The organism is Paenibacillus graminis (assembly GCF_000758705.1).
In the GTDB taxonomy this organism is placed as follows: domain Bacteria; phylum Bacillota; class Bacilli; order Paenibacillales; family Paenibacillaceae; genus Paenibacillus_AQ; species Paenibacillus_AQ graminis.
This window is the reverse complement of record NZ_CP009287.1, coordinates 3,814,893-3,837,209: the sequence shown is the minus strand read 5'-3', so window position 1 is coordinate 3,837,209 and position 22,317 is coordinate 3,814,893. Positions and strand designations below refer to the sequence as shown.

General features: G+C 50.0%; 23 protein-coding genes. 16 read left to right on the top strand and 7 right to left on the bottom strand.

Features of this window, described 5'->3' with window-relative positions; translation table 11 throughout:
- Nucleotides 1–79 precede the first annotated feature (79 nt).
- From PGRAT_RS16030 to PGRAT_RS16020, 3 genes are all read left to right on the top strand, one after another.
- On the top strand, nt 80–1,216 hold the full coding sequence (locus PGRAT_RS16030) for a zinc-dependent alcohol dehydrogenase (RefSeq protein WP_025708128.1): 1,137 nt from the start codon (nt 80–82) through the stop codon (nt 1,214–1,216).
- A gap of 94 nt (nt 1,217–1,310) precedes the next feature.
- On the top strand, nt 1,311–2,225 hold the full coding sequence (locus PGRAT_RS16025) for a DMT family transporter (RefSeq protein WP_174469027.1): 915 nt from the start codon (nt 1,311–1,313) through the stop codon (nt 2,223–2,225).
- 33 nt (nt 2,226–2,258) lie between these two features.
- A complete protein-coding gene (locus tag PGRAT_RS16020; RefSeq protein ID WP_025704456.1) occupies nt 2,259–3,113 on the top strand; it encodes a class I SAM-dependent methyltransferase in 855 nt (284 codons plus the stop codon).
- Nucleotides 3,114–3,187: 74 nt separating this feature from the next.
- Here PGRAT_RS16020 and PGRAT_RS16015 read toward each other — a convergent pair whose 3' ends face one another.
- On the bottom strand, nt 3,188–4,084 hold the full coding sequence (locus tag PGRAT_RS16015; RefSeq protein WP_025704457.1) for a LysR family transcriptional regulator: 897 nt from the start codon (nt 4,082–4,084) through the stop codon (nt 3,188–3,190).
- Nucleotides 4,085–4,401: 317 nt separating this feature from the next.
- Here PGRAT_RS16015 and PGRAT_RS16010 point away from each other — a divergent pair, with 317 nt between their 5' ends.
- From PGRAT_RS16010 to PGRAT_RS15990, 5 genes are all read left to right on the top strand, one after another.
- On the top strand, nt 4,402–5,364 hold the full coding sequence (locus PGRAT_RS16010) for a phosphate ABC transporter substrate-binding protein (protein ID WP_025704458.1): 963 nt from the start codon (nt 4,402–4,404) through the stop codon (nt 5,362–5,364).
- 95 nt (nt 5,365–5,459) lie between these two features.
- On the top strand, nt 5,460–6,362 hold the full coding sequence (gene pstC, locus PGRAT_RS16005; protein ID WP_025704459.1) for a phosphate ABC transporter permease subunit PstC: 903 nt from the start codon (nt 5,460–5,462) through the stop codon (nt 6,360–6,362).
- Nucleotides 6,359–7,255, top strand: coding sequence for a phosphate ABC transporter permease PstA (gene pstA / locus PGRAT_RS16000; protein ID WP_025704460.1), 897 nt, complete (start codon nt 6,359–6,361; stop codon nt 7,253–7,255). Before pstC ends, pstA begins: the two co-directional genes overlap by 4 nt.
- A gap of 37 nt (nt 7,256–7,292) precedes the next feature.
- Nucleotides 7,293–8,069, top strand: coding sequence for a phosphate ABC transporter ATP-binding protein PstB (gene pstB / locus PGRAT_RS15995; RefSeq protein ID WP_020432278.1), 777 nt, complete (start codon nt 7,293–7,295; stop codon nt 8,067–8,069).
- Nucleotides 8,070–8,269: 200 nt separating this feature from the next.
- On the top strand, nt 8,270–9,067 hold the full coding sequence (locus PGRAT_RS15990; RefSeq protein ID WP_025704462.1) for a hypothetical protein: 798 nt from the start codon (nt 8,270–8,272) through the stop codon (nt 9,065–9,067).
- Nucleotides 9,068–9,151: 84 nt separating this feature from the next.
- Here PGRAT_RS15990 and PGRAT_RS15985 read toward each other — a convergent pair whose 3' ends face one another.
- Nucleotides 9,152–10,165 (bottom strand): alpha/beta fold hydrolase, encoded by a 1,014-nt coding sequence (locus tag PGRAT_RS15985; RefSeq protein WP_025704463.1) that lies wholly within the window; start codon nt 10,163–10,165, stop codon nt 9,152–9,154.
- A 193-nt stretch (nt 10,166–10,358) separates the two neighbouring features.
- Here PGRAT_RS15985 and PGRAT_RS15980 point away from each other — a divergent pair, with 193 nt between their 5' ends.
- The 3 genes from PGRAT_RS15980 to PGRAT_RS15970 are packed head-to-tail and all read left to right on the top strand — an operon-like array spanning nt 10,359 to nt 12,392.
- Nucleotides 10,359–11,078 (top strand): MBL fold metallo-hydrolase, encoded by a 720-nt coding sequence (locus PGRAT_RS15980; protein WP_025704464.1) that lies wholly within the window; start codon nt 10,359–10,361, stop codon nt 11,076–11,078.
- Between the two features lies 1 nt (nt 11,079).
- A complete protein-coding gene (locus PGRAT_RS15975) occupies nt 11,080–11,667 on the top strand; it encodes a TetR/AcrR family transcriptional regulator (RefSeq protein WP_025704465.1) in 588 nt (195 codons plus the stop codon).
- Between the two features lie 35 nt (nt 11,668–11,702).
- Nucleotides 11,703–12,392: an AlkZ-related protein gene (locus tag PGRAT_RS15970; RefSeq protein ID WP_036703901.1), complete on the top strand. Its 690-nt coding sequence runs from the start codon at nt 11,703–11,705 to the stop codon at nt 12,390–12,392.
- A gap of 135 nt (nt 12,393–12,527) precedes the next feature.
- Here the strand turns inward: PGRAT_RS15970 and PGRAT_RS33280 are convergent, their stop codons facing one another.
- The 3 genes from PGRAT_RS33280 to PGRAT_RS15960 form a co-directional block, all read right to left on the bottom strand.
- Nucleotides 12,528–12,701, bottom strand: coding sequence for a hypothetical protein (locus tag PGRAT_RS33280; RefSeq protein WP_155990333.1), 174 nt, complete (start codon nt 12,699–12,701; stop codon nt 12,528–12,530).
- A gap of 229 nt (nt 12,702–12,930) precedes the next feature.
- A complete protein-coding gene (locus tag PGRAT_RS15965) occupies nt 12,931–14,160 on the bottom strand; it encodes an aminopeptidase (protein ID WP_025704467.1) in 1,230 nt (409 codons plus the stop codon).
- Between the two features lie 36 nt (nt 14,161–14,196).
- Nucleotides 14,197–15,429 (bottom strand): aminopeptidase, encoded by a 1,233-nt coding sequence (locus PGRAT_RS15960; protein WP_025704468.1) that lies wholly within the window; start codon nt 15,427–15,429, stop codon nt 14,197–14,199.
- Between the two features lie 159 nt (nt 15,430–15,588).
- On the opposite strand from PGRAT_RS15960, the gene PGRAT_RS15955 reads away from it, so the two are divergent.
- Nucleotides 15,589–15,876 carry a hypothetical protein gene (locus tag PGRAT_RS15955; protein WP_025704469.1) on the top strand — a complete coding sequence of 96 codons (288 nt, stop codon included), beginning with the start codon at nt 15,589–15,591 and terminating at the stop codon, nt 15,874–15,876.
- Nucleotides 15,877–15,978: 102 nt separating this feature from the next.
- Here PGRAT_RS15955 and PGRAT_RS15950 read toward each other — a convergent pair whose 3' ends face one another.
- Nucleotides 15,979–17,262 carry a TrkH family potassium uptake protein gene (locus tag PGRAT_RS15950; RefSeq protein WP_042268124.1) on the bottom strand — a complete coding sequence of 428 codons (1,284 nt, stop codon included), beginning with the start codon at nt 17,260–17,262 and terminating at the stop codon, nt 15,979–15,981.
- A gap of 213 nt (nt 17,263–17,475) precedes the next feature.
- Between PGRAT_RS15950 and PGRAT_RS15945 the strand changes: the two genes are divergently transcribed.
- Entirely contained in the window at nt 17,476–17,829 is a 354-nt protein-coding gene (locus tag PGRAT_RS15945) for a VOC family protein (RefSeq protein ID WP_025704471.1), read from the top strand.
- 286 nt (nt 17,830–18,115) lie between these two features.
- Complete coding sequence (locus PGRAT_RS15940; protein ID WP_036703903.1) at nt 18,116–18,640, top strand: GNAT family N-acetyltransferase; 525 nt, start codon at nt 18,116–18,118, stop codon at nt 18,638–18,640.
- 54 nt (nt 18,641–18,694) lie between these two features.
- On the opposite strand, the gene PGRAT_RS15935 is transcribed toward PGRAT_RS15940, so the two are convergent.
- Complete coding sequence (locus PGRAT_RS15935) at nt 18,695–20,017, bottom strand: hemolysin family protein (protein WP_025704473.1); 1,323 nt, start codon at nt 20,015–20,017, stop codon at nt 18,695–18,697.
- 115 nt (nt 20,018–20,132) lie between these two features.
- On the opposite strand from PGRAT_RS15935, the gene PGRAT_RS15930 reads away from it, so the two are divergent.
- Nucleotides 20,133–20,900, top strand: coding sequence for a DUF1836 domain-containing protein (locus PGRAT_RS15930; protein WP_025704474.1), 768 nt, complete (start codon nt 20,133–20,135; stop codon nt 20,898–20,900).
- An 84-nt stretch (nt 20,901–20,984) separates the two neighbouring features.
- Nucleotides 20,985–22,199 carry an MFS transporter gene (locus tag PGRAT_RS15925; protein ID WP_025704475.1) on the top strand — a complete coding sequence of 405 codons (1,215 nt, stop codon included), beginning with the start codon at nt 20,985–20,987 and terminating at the stop codon, nt 22,197–22,199.
- Nucleotides 22,200–22,317: the final 118 nt, after the last annotated feature.

Genomic DNA, 22,317 nt, shown 5'->3' with positions numbered 1-22,317 from the left:
GGGTATAACATAGTAAGGCATGAAGGAATAACGGCCTGCTTGGGTTCATATCTCTACTTCCGAAGGAGTGTTCCACACCATGAGAGCAGTTACTTATCAAGGAAAAAGAAAAGTGGAAGTCAAAGAAGTTGCCGACGCAAAGCTTGAGAAAAAGGATGACATTATCGTGCGTGTTACCTCCACCGCCATCTGTGGTTCGGACCTTCATATTTACAACGGAGAGATTCCGGGGATGCATGATGATTATATTATCGGACATGAGCCGATGGGAATTGTTGAGGATGTGGGACCTGAAGTCACCAAGGTGAAAAAAGGCGACCGGGTGATAGTTCCTTTCAATGTAGCCTGCGGCCAGTGCTTTTTCTGCCAGCATGAAATGGAAAGCCAGTGTGATCATGCCAATGATGCGAAGGATACCGGCGGCTATCTGGGATATTCGGATACGTATGGCGGGTTTGCCGGTGGGCAGGCTGAACTGCTGCGTGTGCCCTTTGGCAATTTCGGGCCATTTGTCGTGCCGGAAGACGCCGAGGTGGAGGATGAACAACTGATGTTCCTCTCGGACATTGTACCGACAGCCTGGTGGGGTGTTGAGAACGCCGGGGTCAAACCCGGAGATACGGTTATTGTTCTGGGATGCGGACCGGTTGGATTACTGACTCAAAAGTTTGCCTGGATCAAAGGTGCATCGCGCGTAATCGCTGTGGATCATGTCCCGTACCGGCTGCAGCATGCTAAGCAGACCAACAATGTGGAAACTTTTAATTTTGAGACAACCAAGGATATCAAGACCCATTTAAAAGAAATTACTCGCGGTGGGGCGGATGTCGTCATCGACTGCGTAGGGCTGGATGCTAAGAAGACTGTGATGGAAAAAGTGGAAACCACTCTTATGCTGCAGGGCGGCTCCCTTGGCGCTTTCCGGATTGCAACCGAGGTTGTGCGCAAGTTCGGAACGATTCAGCTGGTTGGCGTGTATGGCCTGAACTATAATATGTTCCCGCTGGGCCAGCTGTTTGAGCGTAATATTACACTGAAGATGGGACAGGCACCGGTCATTCATTACATGCCGGCCCTATATCAGATGATCAAAGATGAGGTGTTTGACCCGACGGATATTATCACGCACCGGCTGCCGCTCAGCAGAGCGGAGCATGGCTACAAGGTTTTTGACGGTAAGGAAGAGGATTGCATTAAGGTTGTGCTTAAACCATAGACCTATTATAAGATTGAGCAAAGAGCAGCATGGAGCTTCTCCGGTCCATGCTGCTCTTGTGTGATTGAATCAAACCCCGAAAGGAAGCTTATCCGTGAATGCTACAAAACCGCCCGTTCCTGTCCCGCTTCTGATGCTGGCTGGAATTGTGGCTATCTCGTTTTCTGCGATTTTCATTAAATGGTCGGCGGCCCCGGCTTCTGTTCAGGGAATGTACCGGCTGCTCTTCACCTCGCTGCTGATGCTGCCCTTTGCCCGGCCTTACAGCGGAGCAGCCTTTGCCCTGCGCCGTAAAGACTGGCTGCTGCTTGGTGCCTCCGGCGTGCTGCTGGCTCTGCATTTTCTGCTGTGGATGGGCTCGCTGAAATATACCTCTGTTGCCAGCTCCACAATGATTATGGCGCTCGAACCATTATTTATTATGCTTGGAGCTTACATACTGTATAAGGATAGAAGTACAAGAGCGGCTATACTGGGTTTAGCAATCGCCATCTTTGGCGTTGTTTGCATCGGATGGGGGGACATCGGCCTGTCTTCGGATAACCTGAAAGGTGATTTGCTGTCTGTTGGCGGTACCGTGGCGGTTGCCGGCCATTTGCTGATCGGGCAGAAGCTTGTTGCACGTATGCCTTCGTACCTCTACAGTCTGATCGTATTTATCTCCGCAGCCGTGGTTTTTGCTGTTTATAATCTGCTGGCCGGCATTTCTTTTGTGAATTATCCTCCGCGGGAGTGGGGCATTTTTATTTTGTTAGCTGTGGTGCCCACGGTATTCGGTCATATCCTGTTCAATTGGCTGCTGCAGTTTACTTCGGCCACTACCGTTTCAATGAATATCCTTGGGGAGCCTGTGGGGGCAAGCATTCTGGCCTTTTTGCTGCTGGGCGAGGAGCTTACCGGATTGCAATGGACCGGAGGGCTGCTGGTAATGGGCGGACTTGCTGTATACTTATTATCAGGGCGTAAAAAAGCGGTGAAGGTTCACGAATCCCTTCAGAGCGCATCTTGAAAGACATGAAATAAGAAAAAGGGGTTCTATCTTATGAACGAACATGAACAAGCTTCAAATGCTACAAATCCAGCGGATCAGACCGAAAAACACATAGTTGTCCCATCCAGTGAAGAACTGTGGAACGAGGATACCTATGCGGCCTGGACTACCCGGTTTGGCAGTCCTGCAGAGGCGGCGGCAAAGCTCATGAAAGACCCTGCTGCCAAACTTTATCCCTTGCTGAACTATCTCGGTGAGATTCGCGGTAAAAAAATAATAAATCTCATGGGCTCGAGCGGCATGAAGGCCGTGGCACTCGGGCTGCTGGGAGCAGAGGTGAGTGTGGCCGATTTCTCGGAAGCCAATGCCCGCTATGCCGGCGAACTGGCGGAAGCGGCAGGTGTTCCGCTGGCCTACACCGTGTCCGACGTGCTGAAGCTGCCGGAGGAACTGCTGAACCATACATATGATATTGTTTTTGCCGAGATGGGAATTGTGCATTACTTTACAGATCTGGCACCTTTTATGGATACGGTATGCCAGCTGCTCACTCCCGGAGGCCGGTTCGTCCTGCGGGATTTCCATCCCGTGACGACGAAACTGATTTCCTCGAAAGGATCTACTGCCAAGGTCCGCAAGCATAAGGTGAGCGGCGACTATTTTGACACTGCACTGGAAGAAAAGAAGGTATCCTATTCCAAATATCTGCCTGCTTCGGGAGGAGCGGAGGGAGACGGCAAGAACAGTGTCGTTTACTGGCGGCGCTGGACGCTGGGAGAGATTGTGACCGCAGCAGCCAGAAGCGGCCTGGTCATCCGAGAATTGGCCGAAGAGCCCAATTTATCTTCCGATATATACGATAAAGGGATTCCCAAGACCTTCGCTTTGGTGGCGGAGACCATGTAGTGATTTCACGAAAAAACCGGTATAGCCCTGGCGCTCCACAAGAGCGGACCCAGGCGGCTGTACCGGTTTTTGTGCTATTCCTCTTCGGCAGGAGCGGCTGCCAGCTCTACAAAAGCCTTCTGCAACGGGGTCAGCGGATAATCCTTCCGCCAAGCCAGCACGAATTCGCCATGATCCGGCTGAACACCCGGTAATGGCAGATAACGCAAGCTTCCTGAAGCGGCCTCAGCCTTGATTCCCGCCACTGGGAACAGCCCCACACCGCCGCCTTCGCGGACCATTCCTTTGACAGCCTCCGGTGAATTCAGCACTGCATGCCCCCATACCCTGACCCCGTTCAGCTGGGCCCACTCATCAGCGATTCCGCGCAGGAACGAGGCGGGCTCATGCTGTATCCATGGCTCCAGCACAAGCTGCTCCGCAGACAGATTCTTGATCTCTCCAAATGAATGCCCTGGCGCGAACACCAGCACAGCTTCATTGCGGGCGAGGCTTCGTGTCTCAAAAGAACTGTCCTGCCCCTCCGTACTGTGCAGAACCGCCAGTTGAATTTCCCGGCTCCGCAGCCGCTCACGAATCGTTGTCTCGGGCTGCACCGTCAGTGAAATATCGAGATCCGGGTATTGGCGGACGAATTGCGAAACCGTTTTGGGCAAAAGATAGGTACCAGGCACATAGCCTGCTTCCACCTGCAGGTGGCCGGAAGCAAGGGTGGAATATTGCTTCATGCTGCGCTCTGCGTCAGCGGTTAGCGCGACAATTCTGGCTGCATATTGGTAAAGGGTCCGTCCGGCGTCGGTCAGCAGCACCCGTCCGCTTCGGTATTGAAAGAGCGGAGTGCCCAGCTCATTTTCCAGGCTTTTCATATGAAAGGATACCGTAGGCTGCTTCAATCCCATTTCGGCGGCTACATCCGTAACCTTTTTATATTTTTCAATCAGAACTACAATTTGAAGTTTAACAATATTCATGATGAACCCCCGGTTATGACAGCGTTTTATTAGTTTTGTAATTCATATTATAGATTATATCTATGAAGATATTCAATTTCTATTATGTTTTTTATCTTTCGTTTTACATACTTAAGACTTTTCCCTGACGAACGGGCTCTAGAATAAGAAATGTCAGATGTGACACGGACACAGTCTGATGCTTCCAAAGGTGAGTTTTGTACGAAGCAGTTTACAGGCAGCAGATACTCACAGCACATAGCATTGCTGTGCAGTGGATAGCATACAGCTATCATTCCGGCAGATGTTATACAAAACACTCAGGAGGAGACAAAAAAATGCAATTTAGAAAAACGTGGGTCATGGCTTTGGCATTAACAAGTGTAGTAGCACTTTCGGCATGCGGCAACAACAACGGAGGAAACAATGCAGCAACCAATAATGGAGGAACTAACGCAGCTGCCACAAACGCTCCAACAGAAACAAGCAGCGGCGCAGATTTGAGCGGATCTATTCTGGCTTCGGGCTCCACAGCACTTCAGCCGCTGGTTGAGCAGGTAGCTGAGAAATTCATGGAAACCAACAAAGGTGTTGACATCCAGGTGCAAGGCGGAGGGAGCGGTACAGGGCTGACACAGGTTGCCGAGAAGCAAGTGGATATTGGTAACTCTGATGTGTTTGCCGAAGAAAAGTTAAAGGATGCCGATGCCGAAAAAGCAAAAGCTCTCGTTGACCACCAGGTAGCGGTTGTAGCGATTGCAGCGGTTTCCCATCCGGATGCAGGTGTGGATTCCTTGACGAAGCAACAGCTTGTCGACATCTTCACCGGCAAAGTAACAAACTGGAAAGAGGTTGGCGGCAAGGACCAAAAAATCCAGATCATCAACCGCCCAAGCAGCTCCGGCACACGTGCTACCTTTGAAGGCTTCGCGCTCGGAACCAAGACAGAAGATCTCCAAGGTTCGATCCAAGAGGATTCCTCCGGTACTGTTAAGAAAATGATCGGCGAAACACCGGGAGCGATTGGTTATCTGGCACTGTCTTACTTGGATGATTCAGTAAAAACACTGAATTATGACGGCGTTGAACCATCCGTTGATAACGTAGTCTCCGGCAAATATCCGGTATGGGCTTACGAGCACATGTACACTAACGGCGAACCGAATGAAACTGTAAAAGCATTCCTCGATTATATCATGACCCCTGAAGTGCAAACAGGCGATGTAGTGGAACTGGGATACATCCCTGCTTCGCAAATGCAGGTTTCCCGCGATGTGGCAGGAACAGTTACTAAGAAGTAATCTAGTACACACAAAGGGTACCATCCATTAGAACTTCATGTGAACAGAGGCGGATTTCTTCTGCCTCTCTTTTCACTTTAGAAAGAGGGAGCATCTTGAGGGTAAAACCGAAGAAAACCAGGATCGAAAAACATCATTTAGAAGATTTTGTAGGACGTGCTTACATGTCCTTTTGTGTACTGCTATTGATCGTGATCATTGTTTCAATGGTATATTTTGTAGCTTCCAAGGGAATTTCCACTTTCACTAGCGGAGATGTCAAAATCTCGGAATTCCTGTTCGGCACCAAATGGTCGCCTGAAGGGGACACGCCCTCGTACGGAGCATTTCCATTCATCGCCGGTTCCTTTCTGGTTACGCTGATTGCTGCATTGATTGCAAGTCCGCTAAGCATCTGTGCCGCGCTGTTCATGACCGAGATTGTCCCCGGCTGGGGGAAAAAGCTGCTGCAGCCGGTCATCGAGCTGTTATCGGGTATTCCATCGGTTGTTTATGGTTTTGTAGGCTTAAGCGTCATCGTTCCTTTTCTGCGTAATACGTTCCCCGGCCAGGGCATCGGGGTTGCTGCAGGCGCGCTTGTCCTGTCGGTTATGATCCTGCCGACGATTACGAGCGTGGCTGCAGACGCGCTGGCTTCATTGCCGCAAAACCTGAAAGAATCCTCTTTTGCGCTCGGTGCCACCCGCTGGCAGACTATTGCCCGTGTGATTCTTCCGACTACGTTCCCGGCGATTATGACGGGGGTGGTGCTGGGGATGGCCCGTGCGTTCGGTGAAGCCCTTGCTGTGCAAATGGTGATCGGGAATGCGCCCTTTGTACCGAAATCGCTCTTTGAATCTGCTTCAACCCTGACCAGTGTAATTACACTGAGCATGGGCAACACCACGATGGGTTCACCGCAAAATAACGCGCTGTGGAGTATGGCGCTGGTTCTTATGCTGATGACATTTATCTTTGTCCTCCTCGTAAGAATGCTTGAAAGGAGAAATAAAATTTGAAGCCGAGAACCGCAGACAAAATTGCCACAGTGCTTATTGTATTTTTCGCATTACTCATCGTAGCTATCCTGGTCGGACTGCTTGGTTACATTCTTATTCGTGGCCTTAACCACATCAGCTGGGATTTCCTAACCTCGGCACCGCAAAAGATCCGTGCAGGCGGAGGTGTCGGTCCACAATTGTTCAACTCGATCTACCTGCTGGTGCTGACACTGGTCATAACCGTACCGCTAGGTCTTGGCGCTGGAATTTTCATGGCGGAATATGCCCGTCCAGGCAAGCTGACCAACTTCATCCGCCTGATCGTGGAGGTATTGTCTTCTTTTCCCTCGATCGTTGTCGGCTTGTTCGGTCTCTTGCTGATCGTGAACACGTTTGACCTTGGCTTCTCCCTGGTCTCGGGTGCGCTGGCACTGACCTTCTTCAATCTCCCGCTAATGGTGCGTATTACAGAACAGGCTTTCCGCACAGTACCCAAGCAGCAGAAGGAAGCAGGTTTTGCCCTTGGGTTATCCAAGTGGAAGATCGTAACCACTGTGCTGTTTCCGGTCGCGCTGCCGACCATTATCACCGGAACCATCCTGTCGGCGGGCCGTGTCTTCGGGGAAGCGGCAGCGCTGATGTTCACGGCGGGCATGAGCAGTCCGCGTCTGGATTTCACGAACTGGAATCCGTCCAGCCCGACTTCACCGCTGAATCCTTTCCGTCCGGCCGAAACACTGGCTGTGCACATCTGGAAGATCAACAGTGAAGGCCTGGCCCCGGATGCCGTACAGATTGCAGCCGGTGCTTCGGCTGTACTCGTCATTACGGTGCTTATTTTCAATCTGGCGGCGCGTTACTTCGGCCGCGTAATTTACCGCAAGCTTACGGCATCCAAAAGAATGAGCTAAAAGCAAGTATACGAAGGACAATTAGGAGGAGTACGAGATGGGTATAGCGGAACCGGTGGTGCGCGAATCCTTCCAGACAGAGGACTTGAGCATATTTTACGGCACTTATGAAGCAGTTAAGGGGATTAGCCTCCCCTTTGCTCAGAATACAGTTACAGCACTGATCGGCCCTTCAGGCTGCGGCAAATCGACCTTTCTCCGCTCGCTGAACCGGATGAACGATGAAATCTCCGGTTCGACCACGAAGGGGAGCATCTGGATCGACGGTGTGGATATCAATGCTCCGGGCACGGATGTCATCAAGCTTCGTCAGAAAATCGGCATGGTCTGGCAGAAGCCCAATCCGTTCTATAAATCAATTTACGACAACATCGCATTTGGTCCTAAATATCACGGCATCAAAGGTAAAGCGGCTTTGGATGAAATCGTGGAGAGCAGTCTGCGCCGCGCCGCGCTGTGGGACGAAGTTAAGGACCGGCTGAAGGATTCAGCGCTCGCCTTGTCCGGCGGGCAGCAGCAGCGTCTCTGCATTGCCCGGGCATTGTCGGTTAATCCGCAGATTCTTCTGCTGGATGAACCCGCTTCTGCGCTCGACCCGGTATCAACCGGCAAAGTGGAAGAACTGATTAAGGAACTGAAGGAGGAACTGCGGATTGTTATTGTAACGCACAATATGCAGCAAGCCGCGCGAATCTCTGATTTTACGGCTTACTTCTATCTGGGTTCGCTTGTGGAGTATGACAAAACAGAGAAGGTATTCAGCAATCCCGAGAATCAAATGACCCAAGAGTATATTATGGGCCGCTTCGGCTGATTACAACATATCAGAAACGGGTAAAGCTCCTTGATTGTAAGGAGATTTACCCGTTTTTTTTGCGGAAATATAAGCAATGCCAGAAAATGTGGCGGAATTTGAAATCCACCTACAAACCGTGTACAATCACCTGGGAATAATTATCACATAATGCCTATGTGAATCGGTTGCCCCAATATGACAAAGAAAGGAAATGAATGATGGACAAAAAAGCGAAGAAAATTCTGCAGACCACCTTCTGGTCCTCGGCAGGCTGGAAGAATGTACCCGCTGCCTATTCCGGTGAAGACTTTGAATATGCTAAAAGCCAAGGTCTGATGTTTGATCCCATGACCATTACACATGACGAATGTGTGCGGCAGATCCGCAGGTACCATGAAGGAATCATCACCAAAGAACGGGTGGCCGCTGCTTTTTTACATAGTCTGTCTACGCGAAAAGTTCATCTGCGGAGTGCGTTGTCCAGCTGGGCGCTGACTTCCGGTATGGAGCTGCACTCCTACGAGCAGCATCCGCTGGAGAGAGCCAGTTACAGCTGCTGCGGCGATTGCAACGCCAGTAAAGTGATGTCTAATAAAAGCTATGTAGGTGCAGACCTGAATGTGCTGAATTTTGAACGGGTCAAATGGGGCGGCATTCGTCTCAACCACCTTTTGTATTGCTGGATGGATCTGGAGCTGCTGGGCAGAGAGGAGGAATTCAGTTTCGGCAGGGAAGACCTGGACATTCTGAAACGGATGGTAGAAGCGGTTGGGGAGTGTGGCCCCGGCGATACGGCACGGAAGCTGGAGAAACGCTGGAAGGAGCTGTTCCCGGCAAATCAACATGAACGGGATGTAATCCTGGAAATCTGGGGATATGCAGGTATACTGGCACCGCAGGAAAAGCCCCGGCAAGGCCGGGGCGGGGATAGTGATTTTAACTCTGTGGCCAACTGGCGGGGGGAAGAAGGCATTTCAAAGGAGCGGCTGAATTATTATTTTGGCCCAATGCTATAAGCCCAATGATCATACCGAGTTCAACCGCAAATGGCATAACATATCTGCGTTACATACAATTGAGAGAAATCTGTAGTAAGCTGATTATTTCTGTTTCAATAAGCTGCGTATCGTTTCGATCACCAGCTCAGGCTGATCATGAATAATCATATGGCCGCTTTTTTCGGCAATTGTGAGTTTGCTGTCTGTAGAGAGCTTCAGCATGCTGCGCTGCCCGGCTTGCCAAATGGCTTCAAGCTGCTTGCCGCCTGCTTCGGAGAACCCGAATGAAGCATAGTCCTGAGGTAGCCCCCGGGCAATGATGCGTACCGGAAGAGCGCCGAAATTTTGTCCGCGGATCGCATCCTCGGTGGAGCTTGCCAAGGCTCCCTCTTGCTCCTTGGCGGTAAAATAGCTTGGTGTAGATATGACGTTAATGAAGTTGCCCCGGTCTTCCTTCGCTACCATACCTTTCAGCAGGCTGTCCTGGAACAACCGCATAACTCCAGAGCGCTTCAGAAGGGTGAGGATGGCGGATGATGGATTCCCGGCGAATTTCTCTGCTTTCAGAATGGCTGCCGTCTCCCGTTCGTCATTCTCCGGTCTGGCATCAACCAGTACTAGGCCCATGACGTCATCCCTGTAAGTCTGAGTGAAAAGGCGGGCGTACATTCCGCCCAGGGAATGGCCTACAACCAGATATGGGCCGGGTAATCCTTCATTCATAAGTGCGTTATGCAGCTCATGGACGATATTAGCGCCGGTGCGTTCGTTAGGGGAAGACTCGCTCCAGGCATAACCAGCCCGGTCATAACTGACCACAGTGGCGGATTCAGCCAGCTGGTCAGGGATATCTCTCCACGATAAGCTGGTCTCACCGCTCCCCGATTCGAGAATGATGGTGGGGCTCCCGGCACCTTGTTTATGGATATGCAGTTTGAAGCCTCCTGCATCTACCAGTTTTCCTGGCGGTGGATAATGCTTTTTGGCAGCATTTGAGGCTATAGCTTCGTACAGAAATCCTGATCCAATAAGGAGGATTATTGCAGACAAAACAAATAGCAGCAGCTTTTTCCATATGCGTTTTGATGATTTTTTCTCAGTTTTAACCTGATTCATGATTCAGCATGTCTCCTTTTTTAATACAACTGTATTATATAAAATGTATGATAACACGTTATGATTGGAAATAGTAGGACTTAAAATAACAATCAAACCAGTATATGGATGATCGTGGAGATAGTGAACACTTGAAAAACTAACCACATTAGTTTATATTATAACTAATGACATTAGTTTTGGAGGGGTTTCTATGAGATTAATACAAGAAGGCCATCTGCTGCAGCTTACCTGGCTGCCAAGATTCTTTCCCGTAAACTGTTATCTGGTTGAAGAAAAAGATGGACTAACATTGATCGATGCGGCTATGTCATTCAGTGTGCGAGGGATTCTGGATACGGCGGCCAAGCTGAATAAGCCCATTAACCGCATTATACTGACACATGCCCATGGTGATCATGTCGGAGCACTGGATGAACTGAAGCAGCGGCTTCCCTCAGCCCGGGTGTACATTTCGGAACGGGATGCGGCATTGCTTAGAGGGGATCGTTCCCTGAGAGAGGGCGAGCCGCAGACACCCATTAAAGGCAGTGTGCCAACCCAAATCACCACTGTACCAGATATTCTGCTGAAGGAGGGTGATGCGGTAGGTTCCTTAACAGCGGTCGCTACGCCAGGACATACACCGGGTTCAATGTCTTTTCTGGATGAGCGTACTGGAGCGTTAATTGCCGGAGATGCTTTGCAGACTTTCCGTAGAACAGCTGTCGCGGGGACTGTAGTGCCGTTTTTTCCTTTCCCCGCTATGGCTACCTGGAATAAGGCCAGTGCCTTGGAAAGTGCGGTTAAGCTTCTCAAACTGTCGCCGGAGATGCTTGCTGTGGGACATGGCAATCTGCTGCATGCCCCAATTGAACACATGAAATATGCGATACAACAAGCGGAACGGCTTCAGCTGAAAGCGGGGAAATAAAATGTCGCCACGAGCAGGATTGGATACTCACACATTAGTGCTGGCAGCTGCTGAGATTGCCGATGAGCAAGGCATTGAGGAGGTAACCCTGGCTGCGCTCGCAGCCAGGCTAGGCGTCCGTTCACCGTCGTTATATAATCACATTAACGGTCTTCAGGGGCTGCGCTCGCTGCTTGCCGAACACGGCCTTGAGCTGCTGCATGCAGCAATTGCCGCTGCTTCAGAGGGGCTGAAGGGGGATGCAGCTGTATATGCCATGGGACAGGCCTATGTGGATTTTGCCAGGAAACATCCGGGTCTGTATGAAACTACACTGCGGGCACCGGAGGAAGGCCATTCAGAGCTGGAGAGGGCAAGCGAACAGGTACTGTCCTTAATTATTGGGCTGCTGTCCTGTTATGGGTTAGACGCAGAAGGGGAATTGCATGCGGTCAGGGGCCTGCGCAGCTTGCTGCATGGATTCGCTGCCTTGGAGAACAAGGGGGGGTTCGGGATGCCTTTGGATACGAATATCAGCTTGAACTGGCTGATCAGCACATTCATTGCCGGCATCCGCAGCATGAGTTCAAGTACTGGAACTGGGCAGTAAAGAATTAAGAATATGAACCGCAGGAGGGAAAGTTGATGAGTAACATGGAAGAGCAAGGGATGGTAACGACTTATGAAGAAATGAAAGAGGTTATCGACAAACTAGGGATTGTTCCGCTGGCTGCGCTGATACCTGGACATCCGTCCGTGAACGGATTAACCAAAGCCGAGAACTGGCATACCGATACAGATCTTGACCCCTGGGCCTGGCGTGCCCGGTTTCCCGGTGAAGGGCTGGCTGCCTACGGGAAATTTATCCGCAAAAAAGCGATCCTGGTCGCCAGGGAATGGTTCCCGGCTTATGTGGCTGCTGCGGGCAGCTCACAATCCTTGGAGGAACGCTTCGATAGCGGGTTGTGCAGCAGAGAAGCCTTAGCCTTGCTTCAGATAATCCGTGACAATCAAGGCATTGAGACACGTGAACTCCGTATGCTGGCTGACATGAAGGCGAAGGAGAAGAAAACTGCTTTTGACAATGCGGTTACGGAACTGCAGGGCACTCTGGATATTGTGATCTCAGGAGTGAAGGAGCGGCATAATGCCGAGGGAGAGAAGAACGGCTGGAACAGCACCTCGTTTGAAACTGCCGGCCACTGGATGGCAGAGAATCATATACCAGAATTTAAAGGAACGAGGGATGAGGCTGTAGCATGGCTGCGCAACCGGATGGAGGGGAACTGGAATCCTGCATCTGTAAGCTGGCTGGGCAAAGTGTTGTCCTGGTAAGTTAAACTCGGTTCATCTTCATCAACCCCAATAAGACGGTTAAACAAATAAACGGCTGACCTTTTCCCGTAAGGGCAGACGTCAGCCGTAAGCGCTTTCTATCGGGTGTATATTGTATATAATGAAAAGAGCCTCTTACAGCATGGGGGCCAGGTAGGCAATCAGAAAATACAGAAATCCAAACAGCAGCATGACATAGGCCGTATACTTGATGGCATTGGAAGCAACGATGCTTGAATCGGTAGGGGCCTCGGCTTCTGTCCGATCCGGCTTGACCGTTTCCAGGTCGCGGGATAATGATTCTTTCATCGGAATGACCTCCTTGGAAATAGAATCCTTAACTGTATTGTGACATAATTGTGAATAAAATTCAACAATATTGTGAATGATTTTTGAACAAATCTTCAAATTTGGGTTATTTATTTACTGAATTATAGCTATACAGCCAAAAAAACACCCTGAGACGCTCCTTTTCAAGAGAATCTACAGGGTGTGTAGTATGTTAATGCGCTTTGTCAAGATATCATTATAGTAGGAATTAAGCCCAATTTCCGTTGCGGAAGATAGGTTCGGCTAGGCCTTCATCCGTAATGCCGTCAATGTTCATATCCGCAGAGCCCATCATGAAATCCACATGGGTCAGGCTTTGGTTCATCCCCCGCTCGACAAGCTGTTCTCTGGTCATTGCCGTACCTTGCTCCAGAGTGAAAGCGTAAGCTGCTCCCAGAGCCAGGTGACAGGAAGCATTTTCATCGTAAAGCGTAGTGAAGTACAGAATGCCGCTTTCCGAGATCGGAGAGTGGTAGGGAACGAGTGCGACTTCCCCAAAATAAGCGGAGCCTTCGTCCATCGCCAGCAGAGATGCAAGCGCATCCTGGCCCACTTCTGCAGTGAAATCAGTAACTTTCCCATTCTCCAGGGTAAGGGTGAAACGGTCGATGATGTTGCCGCTATAGCTGAGCGGTTTTGTGCTGCTGACTGTACCGTTTGCTCCTGTCTTAAGCGGTGCCGTGAATACTTCTTCTGTAGGAATATTAGCCAGAAAAGGTACTCCCCGTCCATTGACCGCTCCCGCTTGGCACCAAATATGTCCTTCCGGCAGCTCAATCGTGAGATCAGTGCCTGGTGCGGTATAGTGGAGCTTGCGGTATTTTTTCGCATTCAGCACATCACAGCGCTGCTTCAGGCCGCCCAGGTGAAGGCTCCAGGCCTCAACCGGATTCTCCTGGTCTGCTCTGACAGCCTTGAAGATGGCATCCCACAGCATTTCTACCTGCTGCTCTGGCGGAGCGTCAGGGAATACCTTGGCCGCCCATACAGGAGAGGGGTAGGCTACGAGGCTCCAACTGACATGGTTGCCCATCAGCAGTTCCCGGTAAGGCATCATAGCTTGACCGGCAGTGCGCTGATTATCGGCAATACGCACGGGATCGATCCCGTTCAGCAGATCCGGATTTGTTGAGATGACCGACAGGAAGGCTGCTCCATTCTTTGCCAGGTCCTCCAGTTCGTCGGCTTGCCATTTTGGCGGTTCAAGGAAGCTTTCGGACGGCGCCAGCTCGTAACGTGTGCGGGTGACAAGTTCATCCGTATAATTCACCTTTACCAGCTTTGCACCGGCTTCATAGGCTTTGCGCACGACCAGGCGCACCAGTTCTGCCGAAGCTATATCAGCGTTGACCACAAGTGTCTGTCCCGGCTGAATGTTAATTCCGATTTTGACCGTCAGCAGTGCGTAATTCTCCAGCTTTTGCTTAAAACTCAGCATAATACCACTCCTCTTAAAATCTCTGTCCAGTCTGTCTTAGAACGCCCAGTTTCCCTTCAGGAATACAGGCTCTCTTGTACCGTCAGCGGTGATGCCGTAAATGTCCATCTCCGCTGAGCCGATCATAAAATCGACGTGGGTAACACTTGTATTCAGGCCGCGGGCAATCAGTTCTTCCTTATTCATATCTTTGCCGCCCTCAAGACAGAAGGCGTAAGCTGTGCCAATGGCCAGGTGGTTGGAGGCATTCTCATCGAACAAAGTATTAAAATACAGGATATTGGATTCTGAAATTGGAGATTTATGCGGGACAAGCGCCACTTCGCCAAGATATTTCGCACCTTCATCCAGTCCGATGAGATATTCCAGCGCTTCCTGGCCTTGTTCTGCTGTCACATTAACGATCCGGCCTTGTTCAAAAGTAATGGAGAAGCCGTCAATAATGTTCCCGCCGTAGCTAAGCGGCTTAGTGGCTCTGACCGTTCCGTTGACACCGGTTTTGAGTGGGGCCGTAAACACTTCTTCAGTTGGCATATTGGCAACAAATGAATGGCCTTTGGCATTGATGCTGTCTCCTTGCGCCCACAAGTGGCCTTCAGGCAGTTCGATGCTGAGATCTGTACCGGGTGCTATGTAATGGAGGCTTTTATATTTCTTGGCGTTCAGGACATTGGCCTTTTGTTCAAGGGTATCCAAATGTTCCTGCCAGGCGGCTACAGGATCTTCACGGTCCAAACGAACGGTGTGGAAAATCGCTTCCCAAAGCTTGTCAATGCGTTCATCTGCCGGAACATCAGGGAATACTTTATCTGCCCATGCCTGCGACGGAATGGCAACAATGCTCCAGCTGACTTTATCCGACATTTGCAGCTCGCGGTATTTGGTCAAAGCTTCACCGCGGGTTTTCTGGAAGTTCGCAATCCGTTCGGGATCGATGCCTTTGAGCGCATCCGGGTCCTCGGCAATGACGTGAAGAAATGCTGCGCCATTCTCGGCGAACTCGGTCATTTCACCAGCAAACCAAGTAGGCGGCTTCGTGAACACTTCCGGCGCGGCATGCTCAAATTGCTGGCGGGTAATGAATTCGTCGCTCCAGTTGACCTTGACCTGGCTTGCACCGATGGCATAGGCCTTGGCAGTAATGAGCCGCACAAATTCTGCAGCCGAAATTGGCGCGCTCACGATCAGGGTTTGTCCGGGTTGAACGTTGACACCGATTTGAACCGCCAAATCCGCATATTTACTAAGCTGAGCTTCCAGTTGGGTCATGGGGATTTCCTCCATTTTCGATTGATTTGTCTTTAGTATTAAATTATTAACCGCCGGATGAAAAAAGTCAATTGGCTTACCATAGGTAGGGAATTGCTCATTTCTCGTGATATACTAAGGAATAGTCAGGATATGATGAGGGGAAGGGAAGGACAGTACATGAACGTAGAAATTATAAAAGCAGAAATGAAACGCGAAGAGGATAGAAGCTTTATCGGGAGAACGGTTTTCACCCTTGAAAATCACAACTCCCCCTATGAAATCACATTTTTCAGCAAACGCGGTTCGGAATGGGATTACAGCCTGAGCTTTGCCGGCGAGCCGGGGAGTGAGGAGCAGTTCCTGGAAACCGATTCGCTGCTGGAAAATGATGACGATGTCTACAATCTGCTGCTGGATGCGGCACTGGATACCCAAGAGCTTACGGAAGAGGCTGAGGAAGAGTAAAAAGATAAATGCGACCGCTTTTGGCATTGATGCCGGAAGAGGGTCGCATTTTTGATGTGAATATTGGTTTTTGGATGGATAGTGAGGCTGTTTGTGATTGTGTCAGCCAATAGTAATATTGCCTTCGGGATAGCGGTAGAGCTCTTTGCTGTTCTTCGGCTTGAGCGCGTAGGCCAGGGTTAGCGGCCCTGTCCGGCCGACGAACATAAGGAGGATCACCAGTACCTTGCCTATTGTAGTTAGATTAGGTGTCAGACCCATTGTGATGCCTGAGGTGCCGAAAGCAGAAACTGCTTCGAAGAGCACGGTGAGAAAATCGGCGCTTTCGGTGACCGACAGCAGCATCGTCGCGGCCACCACAAGCATCAGCGAGAGCAGGGTCATGGTTATCGCCCGGTATACATTTTCTTTGGAAATCCTGTGGCGGAACATGACAATGTCCTCCTTGCCCCGGATCTTGGTGTATGCGGTAACGGCCAGGATGGCGAAGGTGGTGATCTTGATCCCTCCTCCGGTTGAACCGGGAGCTGCGCCGATGAACATAAGCAGGATCATGAGGAACTGGGTTGATTCGCGCAGAAGCGGGATCTCAATGGTTGTAACACCGCCGGAGCGCGGGGTGATCGCTTGCAGGAAAGACGCCATGACTTTGCCTCCGGCATGCAGCGGCTTCAGGGTAGAAGCCAGTTCAAGCCAGAAAAAGACAGCAGCCCCGCCCAGAATCAGAACGGCAGAAGTTGAAAGCACGACTTTGGAATGCAGGGTCAACCGTCTGCGTTTGGGATAGTCAATCAGATCCGACAATACAATAAAACCGATCCCGCCAAGGAAAATCAGCAGCATGGAAGTAATATTCACAACCGGGTCTTCCGCATACCGTGTCAAGCCGCTGAATGGACCGTGTATATCGCCAAAAAGGTCAAAGCCCGCATTGTTGAAGATCGAAATGCTATGAAATAGCCCATAATATACCGCTTTGCCGAAAGGAATATCGAGTGTGAATCTGGCGGCAAGGAGGACAGCACCGCCAAGCTGGATGACGAGCGAATAAATAAGCACCCGCTGTATCAGCCGGACAATACCCTGCATTGAATTCTGATTCATGGATTCCTGCAGCAGCAGGCGTTCTTTGAGTGAGATCCGCTTGTTAAGCACAAGTGTAATCAGAGTAGCCATTGTAACGAAACCCAGACCGCCGAATTGAAATAATACCAGCAGCACGATCTGTCCGAATACAGTAAGCTGTGTTCCGGTATCTATGACAGCAAGTCCAGTCACACAGGTGGCTGAAGTCGCCATGAATAAAGCATCAATAAAAATGATTCTCTCTCCGGTGGAAGCAGCAGGCAGGCATAGAAGAATCGTTCCGGCTGCGATCAGTACCATGAATCCCAGAGATAGTATTTTGGGGGGTGTCAGTTTTGGATGCGCGAAGGGTACAATAGCCAATTCTCATTCTCCTGACGTCTGAAGATAATCTGACAAGATTATACCATATCTTTAGTTCTTTCCACTAAATGGGGAGGGAATTGACATATTTTATCGAAATGGTAAAGAGGCTCGATTATTTTCAAGATATATAGAGGAGGCATACTGGCTGTGACAAGTCCGATTCTGAATCAGATTGGCGCTGTTTTTATTCCGGTTAGTGATATTGAAAGGTCGAAAAACTGGTATTGCAGTTTGCTGGGGCTTCCCCTTGACGGTGAAGTGCTGTTTGGGCATCTATACGTAATTCCGATGCAAGGACCCGGCATCGTGCTGGACAGCAGAATTTTCACAGCGGCGGCTGTACTGAAGGTTCCTTCCTTCCACCTGAACACTGAGGATATTGATGCCGCCTATGATTTTGTCAAAGAATCCGGAGCGGAGCTGCTGACCGACATTGAGCATGACCACTGGTTCAACTTCAAGGACCCGGATGGGAATGTACTAATGATCTGCCGGTGTTAGAAGATGTGAAAATCAATTAACAGCATTAATCATTCTTTATAATTAACGTAATTAATCTTTCTTTATAATTAACTGCATTAACTATAGAACGGAGGACATTTATCATGATTAGAGAAGCCGTCAAATCGGGAACCATCCCGACAGCTACCTGTTAGTGTATGAGGCGGATGGAGCCGTTGTTGCAATAGTACTCTTTATGAAAAGCTCGGCTATGACGGGGATGGCAGCAGACTGTTCAAACGGTACTTATAGCCATCCATGGACAATTAAGCAGGAGGATTAGCCATTGAAAGTAACAATAAGGGAACTGGTGCCGGAGGACGCCGCCGACCTGCTCAGTCTGCAGTATCGCCTGGACGAAGAATCTGCGTTTATGCTGCTGGAGCCGGGTGAACGCCAGACAGGAATCAAGCAGGCAGAAGACATGATCGAGAGCTTCGCGAATGCCGAAAACTCCATACTGCTTGGTGCTGAGGTGGAGGGCAGTCTGGCCGGGTATCTCTCGGTGCGGGGCGGAAGCGTCAGGCGCAACAGGCATAGTGCTTATATTGTCATCGGCATCCTAAAGGAATTCCAGGGGATGGGGCTTGGCAGCGCATTGTTCAAGGAACTGGAGAATTGGGCCAAAGAAACGGGGATCATTCGTCTGGAGCTTACCGTTATGGTTCATAATGTTCGTGCTTTGGCATTGTACACCAAAAACGGCTTTGAAATTGAAGGAACCAAGATCAAGTCATTGATGGTCGAAGGCAAATGGGTAGATGAGTACTATATGAGCAGAATTTTTCAAGCAGGACCTGAGTCCATGTAATTTACTCAAAATAAAAGGCGCTCCGCAACTGGAGCGCCTTTGCTATATATACGATTATTCCGGCAATGATTCCGATTCTTCAGATCCCGGCTGTGCAAGTTCAAACTCCACTTTGCGGATGCGGTGACGGTTCATTTCGCGGACGGTAAGGGTCACATTTTCATGGGTTATACTTTTACCGACAGCGGGTTCTTCCAGATGACTATAGAGCCATCCACCGATTGTAGTCACTTCGTCATCATGCAGATCAAGACCTGTCAGCTCTTTGATTTCCAGGACAGAGACATTTCCGTCGAATAAGTAATGAGCATCACTCAGTTTTTCGATATTGCGGCGTTCGTCTCCGTCAAACTCATCGCGGATTTCACCTACAATCTCTTCAAGAATGTCCTCAATGGTTATCAGGCCGGAGGTTCCGCCGTATTCATCAAGCAGCAGGGCGATATGCACACGCTCTTTCTGCATCCGGGTCAGCAGTGTTTTGACCGGAGTGACTTCAGACACGGTGAGAAGCGGAAGAATCAGGCTTTTGAAATCGAAATCCGGATTGTTGTCATATTGCAAATACAGCTGTTTGGTATTAATCATTCCAATAATGTTGTCTTTACTGCCATCGGCAACCGGGAAGCGGGTGTACTGCTCCTTGCGGATGATTTCAAAATTCTCTTTCAGAGAATGGTTGGTGAACAGGCATACCATATCCGTCCGCGGCACCATAATTTCTTTGGCCAGCATTTCATCGAAGGTGAAGATACGGTTAACATAGCCATATTCAGCTTTGTTGATTTTACCGCTCTCATAGCTCTCCGAGAGGATCAGACGGATCTCATCTTCGCTATGCGCATCTCCATGCTCGCTTGCCGGCTTCATCCCGAACATGCGGACCAGCAAATTGGCGGAGCCGTTCATCAGCCAAATCAGAGGGTACAAAATTTTGTAGAACCAAATAATCAGCGGTGAGGTAATTTGACCAATTTTCTCCGGAATATTGATAGCGGCCGTCTTCGGGGCAAGTTCACCGACTACGACATGCAGGAATGTGGCAATAATGAATGCCAAGGCAAAAGCAATGGGCTCACTCACACTGTGGCTGATATTGCCAAGGTCGAACAATGGAATCAGAAGCTGCTCAAAAGCCGGCTCCGCCAAGGCTCCAATCCCCAGTGCTGTAATGGTGATCCCCAGCTGGCAAGCAGACAAATAGCCGTCAAGGTTAGCTGCAACCCTTTGAACCGCCAGGGCGTTTTTTTTGCCCTCAAGCACCATTTGGCTAATCTGGCTGCCTCTCAGCCGTACCAATGCAAATTCCGTTGCTACAAAAAAAGCGGTTAAAATGATCAAAATTGCCACAAGCATCAAACTAAGTCCTATACCCATATAATCTTTACCATCCCTCTCGTTGTTAAAATAGGTTATACTCATATTATGAGTTCATATGAACTCATTGTACGAACTTTTCAATGAAAAATCAAATGGCGAAGGGGTGCCATATATGGAAGCTTTTACACTCAGCCGCATCGAAATGTCCGAATTGCTGCTGTCCCTGAACGGAACGATTGAACGAAAGCCGCTGCATATCCTGCAGGGCGCATGGTCAAAATTTCATTATGAAGCGGTGGAAAAGGGCGCTTCTCTCCCGGCTTTTCTGTCCACGGAGATTCCTCCCATCCTGCAAAAACTGATTAAAGGCGGCAGTGTAAAGGGGCTGTCGCTTGGAGAGATCGCCACACTGGGCCACCTGATTGAGTATTCTACACTTTCTGCCACTTCTATGCAGAATTGGGTGAAACGCGACTTCAAAGAATATCTGGGCTCCCCCAGAGAGGGAAAAAAATACTCCGTCAATCAGGCTGCTCTTTTGTTCATGATCGATGATTTGAAGGCCGCCCTCGATTTCGAGAGTATCCGCCAGCTGTTCCGGCTGCTCTTCCTGGCACCGGAGCGGGACGATGATGATCTGGTCGAACCCGCCCAGCTGTATCACGCTTATGCGGAGTTGTTCGAAGAGATTAAGAGCAGTCCTGTACTGCCGGTTCAGGGACCCGCAGACCTAAGCGCACAGCAGATGTATTCATCAAGAGCTGATAAGGTGCTAAAGGTTTCGCTCGAGAAAATGATGCAGCGTCTGAATCATTTAACAGGGTCCCAGCGGCATGCGGTGCGGAATATGCTGATGATTGCTGCCATCTCCGTACAGACCTGTTATTTTCAGGCTTTGGCCCGCCAATATTGCCATGCGGCGTTATTCCTTGATTTTTGAACCCGGTAAACATAGAATGTGTAAGTAAAACAGGCCATAGAAACCGGGTTGAATAGCCGGAGTTAGGGAAGAGGTGTAAAATGTATGAATAATATGTCGCTGCTGAAGAATCCGAAGCGAAGAAAGCTGCTGTTCAGTGCGGGTCTTAGCTGGATGTTTGACGCGATGGACGTGGGAATGATTTCTTTTGTGGTGGCGGCGCTTGCCAAGGAATGGGGCCTCGGACCGGAAAGAATCGGATATTTGACCAGTATAAATTCCATTGGAATGGCTGTGGGGGCGGCGGCTGCAGGGATTCTGGCCGACCGTTTCGGCCGCAAATCGGTGCTGCTGTGGACACTGCTTATTTTCTCGCTCGCCAGCGGATTGTCGGCCTTTGCCGCCGGGTATGCCATGCTGTGTGTCCTGCGCTTTATCGCCGGTTTCGGATTGGGCGGGGAACTCCCTGTTGCTTCAACTCTGGTGTCGGAGAGCATGCCTGCCAAGGAAAGAGGCCGGGCGGTGGTTCTGCTGGAGAGCTTCTGGGCGGTTGGCTGGATTCTTTCGGCGCTGATCGCTTATTTTGTAATTCCGGATTACGGCTGGAGAGTAGCTTTTGCCATCGGGGCGGTTCCTGCCCTCTATGCGCTGTATTTGCGGCGGGCGATTGATGACTCTCCCAAATTTGCTGAGATCCAAAAGAAAGCTCCCGTACCCTTGCGAAGCCGTATTGCCACGGTCTGGTCTGGCGAATACCGCCGCTCGACAATCATGCTCTGGATTTTGTGGTTCACGGTGGTTTTTTCTTATTACGGCATGTTTCTGTGGCTGCCTACCGTAATGGTGATCAAAGGCTTCAGCCTCGTCAAAAGCTTTGAATATGTGCTGATTATGACGCTGGCGCAGCTTCCGGGCTATTTCACAGCCGCTTATTTCATTGAGAAATTCGGCCGCAAGTTTGTGCTTGTAATCTACCTGCTGCTCACTGCGGTCAGCGCTGCCTGGTTCGGAAATTCCACGACAGAAGGTATGCTGATGGCTGCCGGAATCTGCTTGTCGTTCTTTAATCTTGGGGCATGGGGCGGGATGTATGCTTACACACCGGAGTTGTATCCAACAGCTATCCGCTCAACAGGAGCAGGCCTTGCGACTTCTTTTGGCCGGATTGGCGGGATTATCGCACCTACGCTGGTTGGGGTCATGGTCGGCAACGCAGTAGGGATCGGTACGATATTTATGCTGTTTTTTGTGACAATTATTATCGGTGCTGTCGCCGTGCTGTTCCTGGGCAAAGAGACGAAAGGGCTTGACCTGAGTTAGATTTCAATCTCCGCCTGAGGCTTGATGTTGGTCAGGCAAGAATGCTAATATTAGTAGTAGGTTATAGACAGCGTTATTTCATACCGGAAGAACACAAACGGTTCCTTCACTTCTGTGA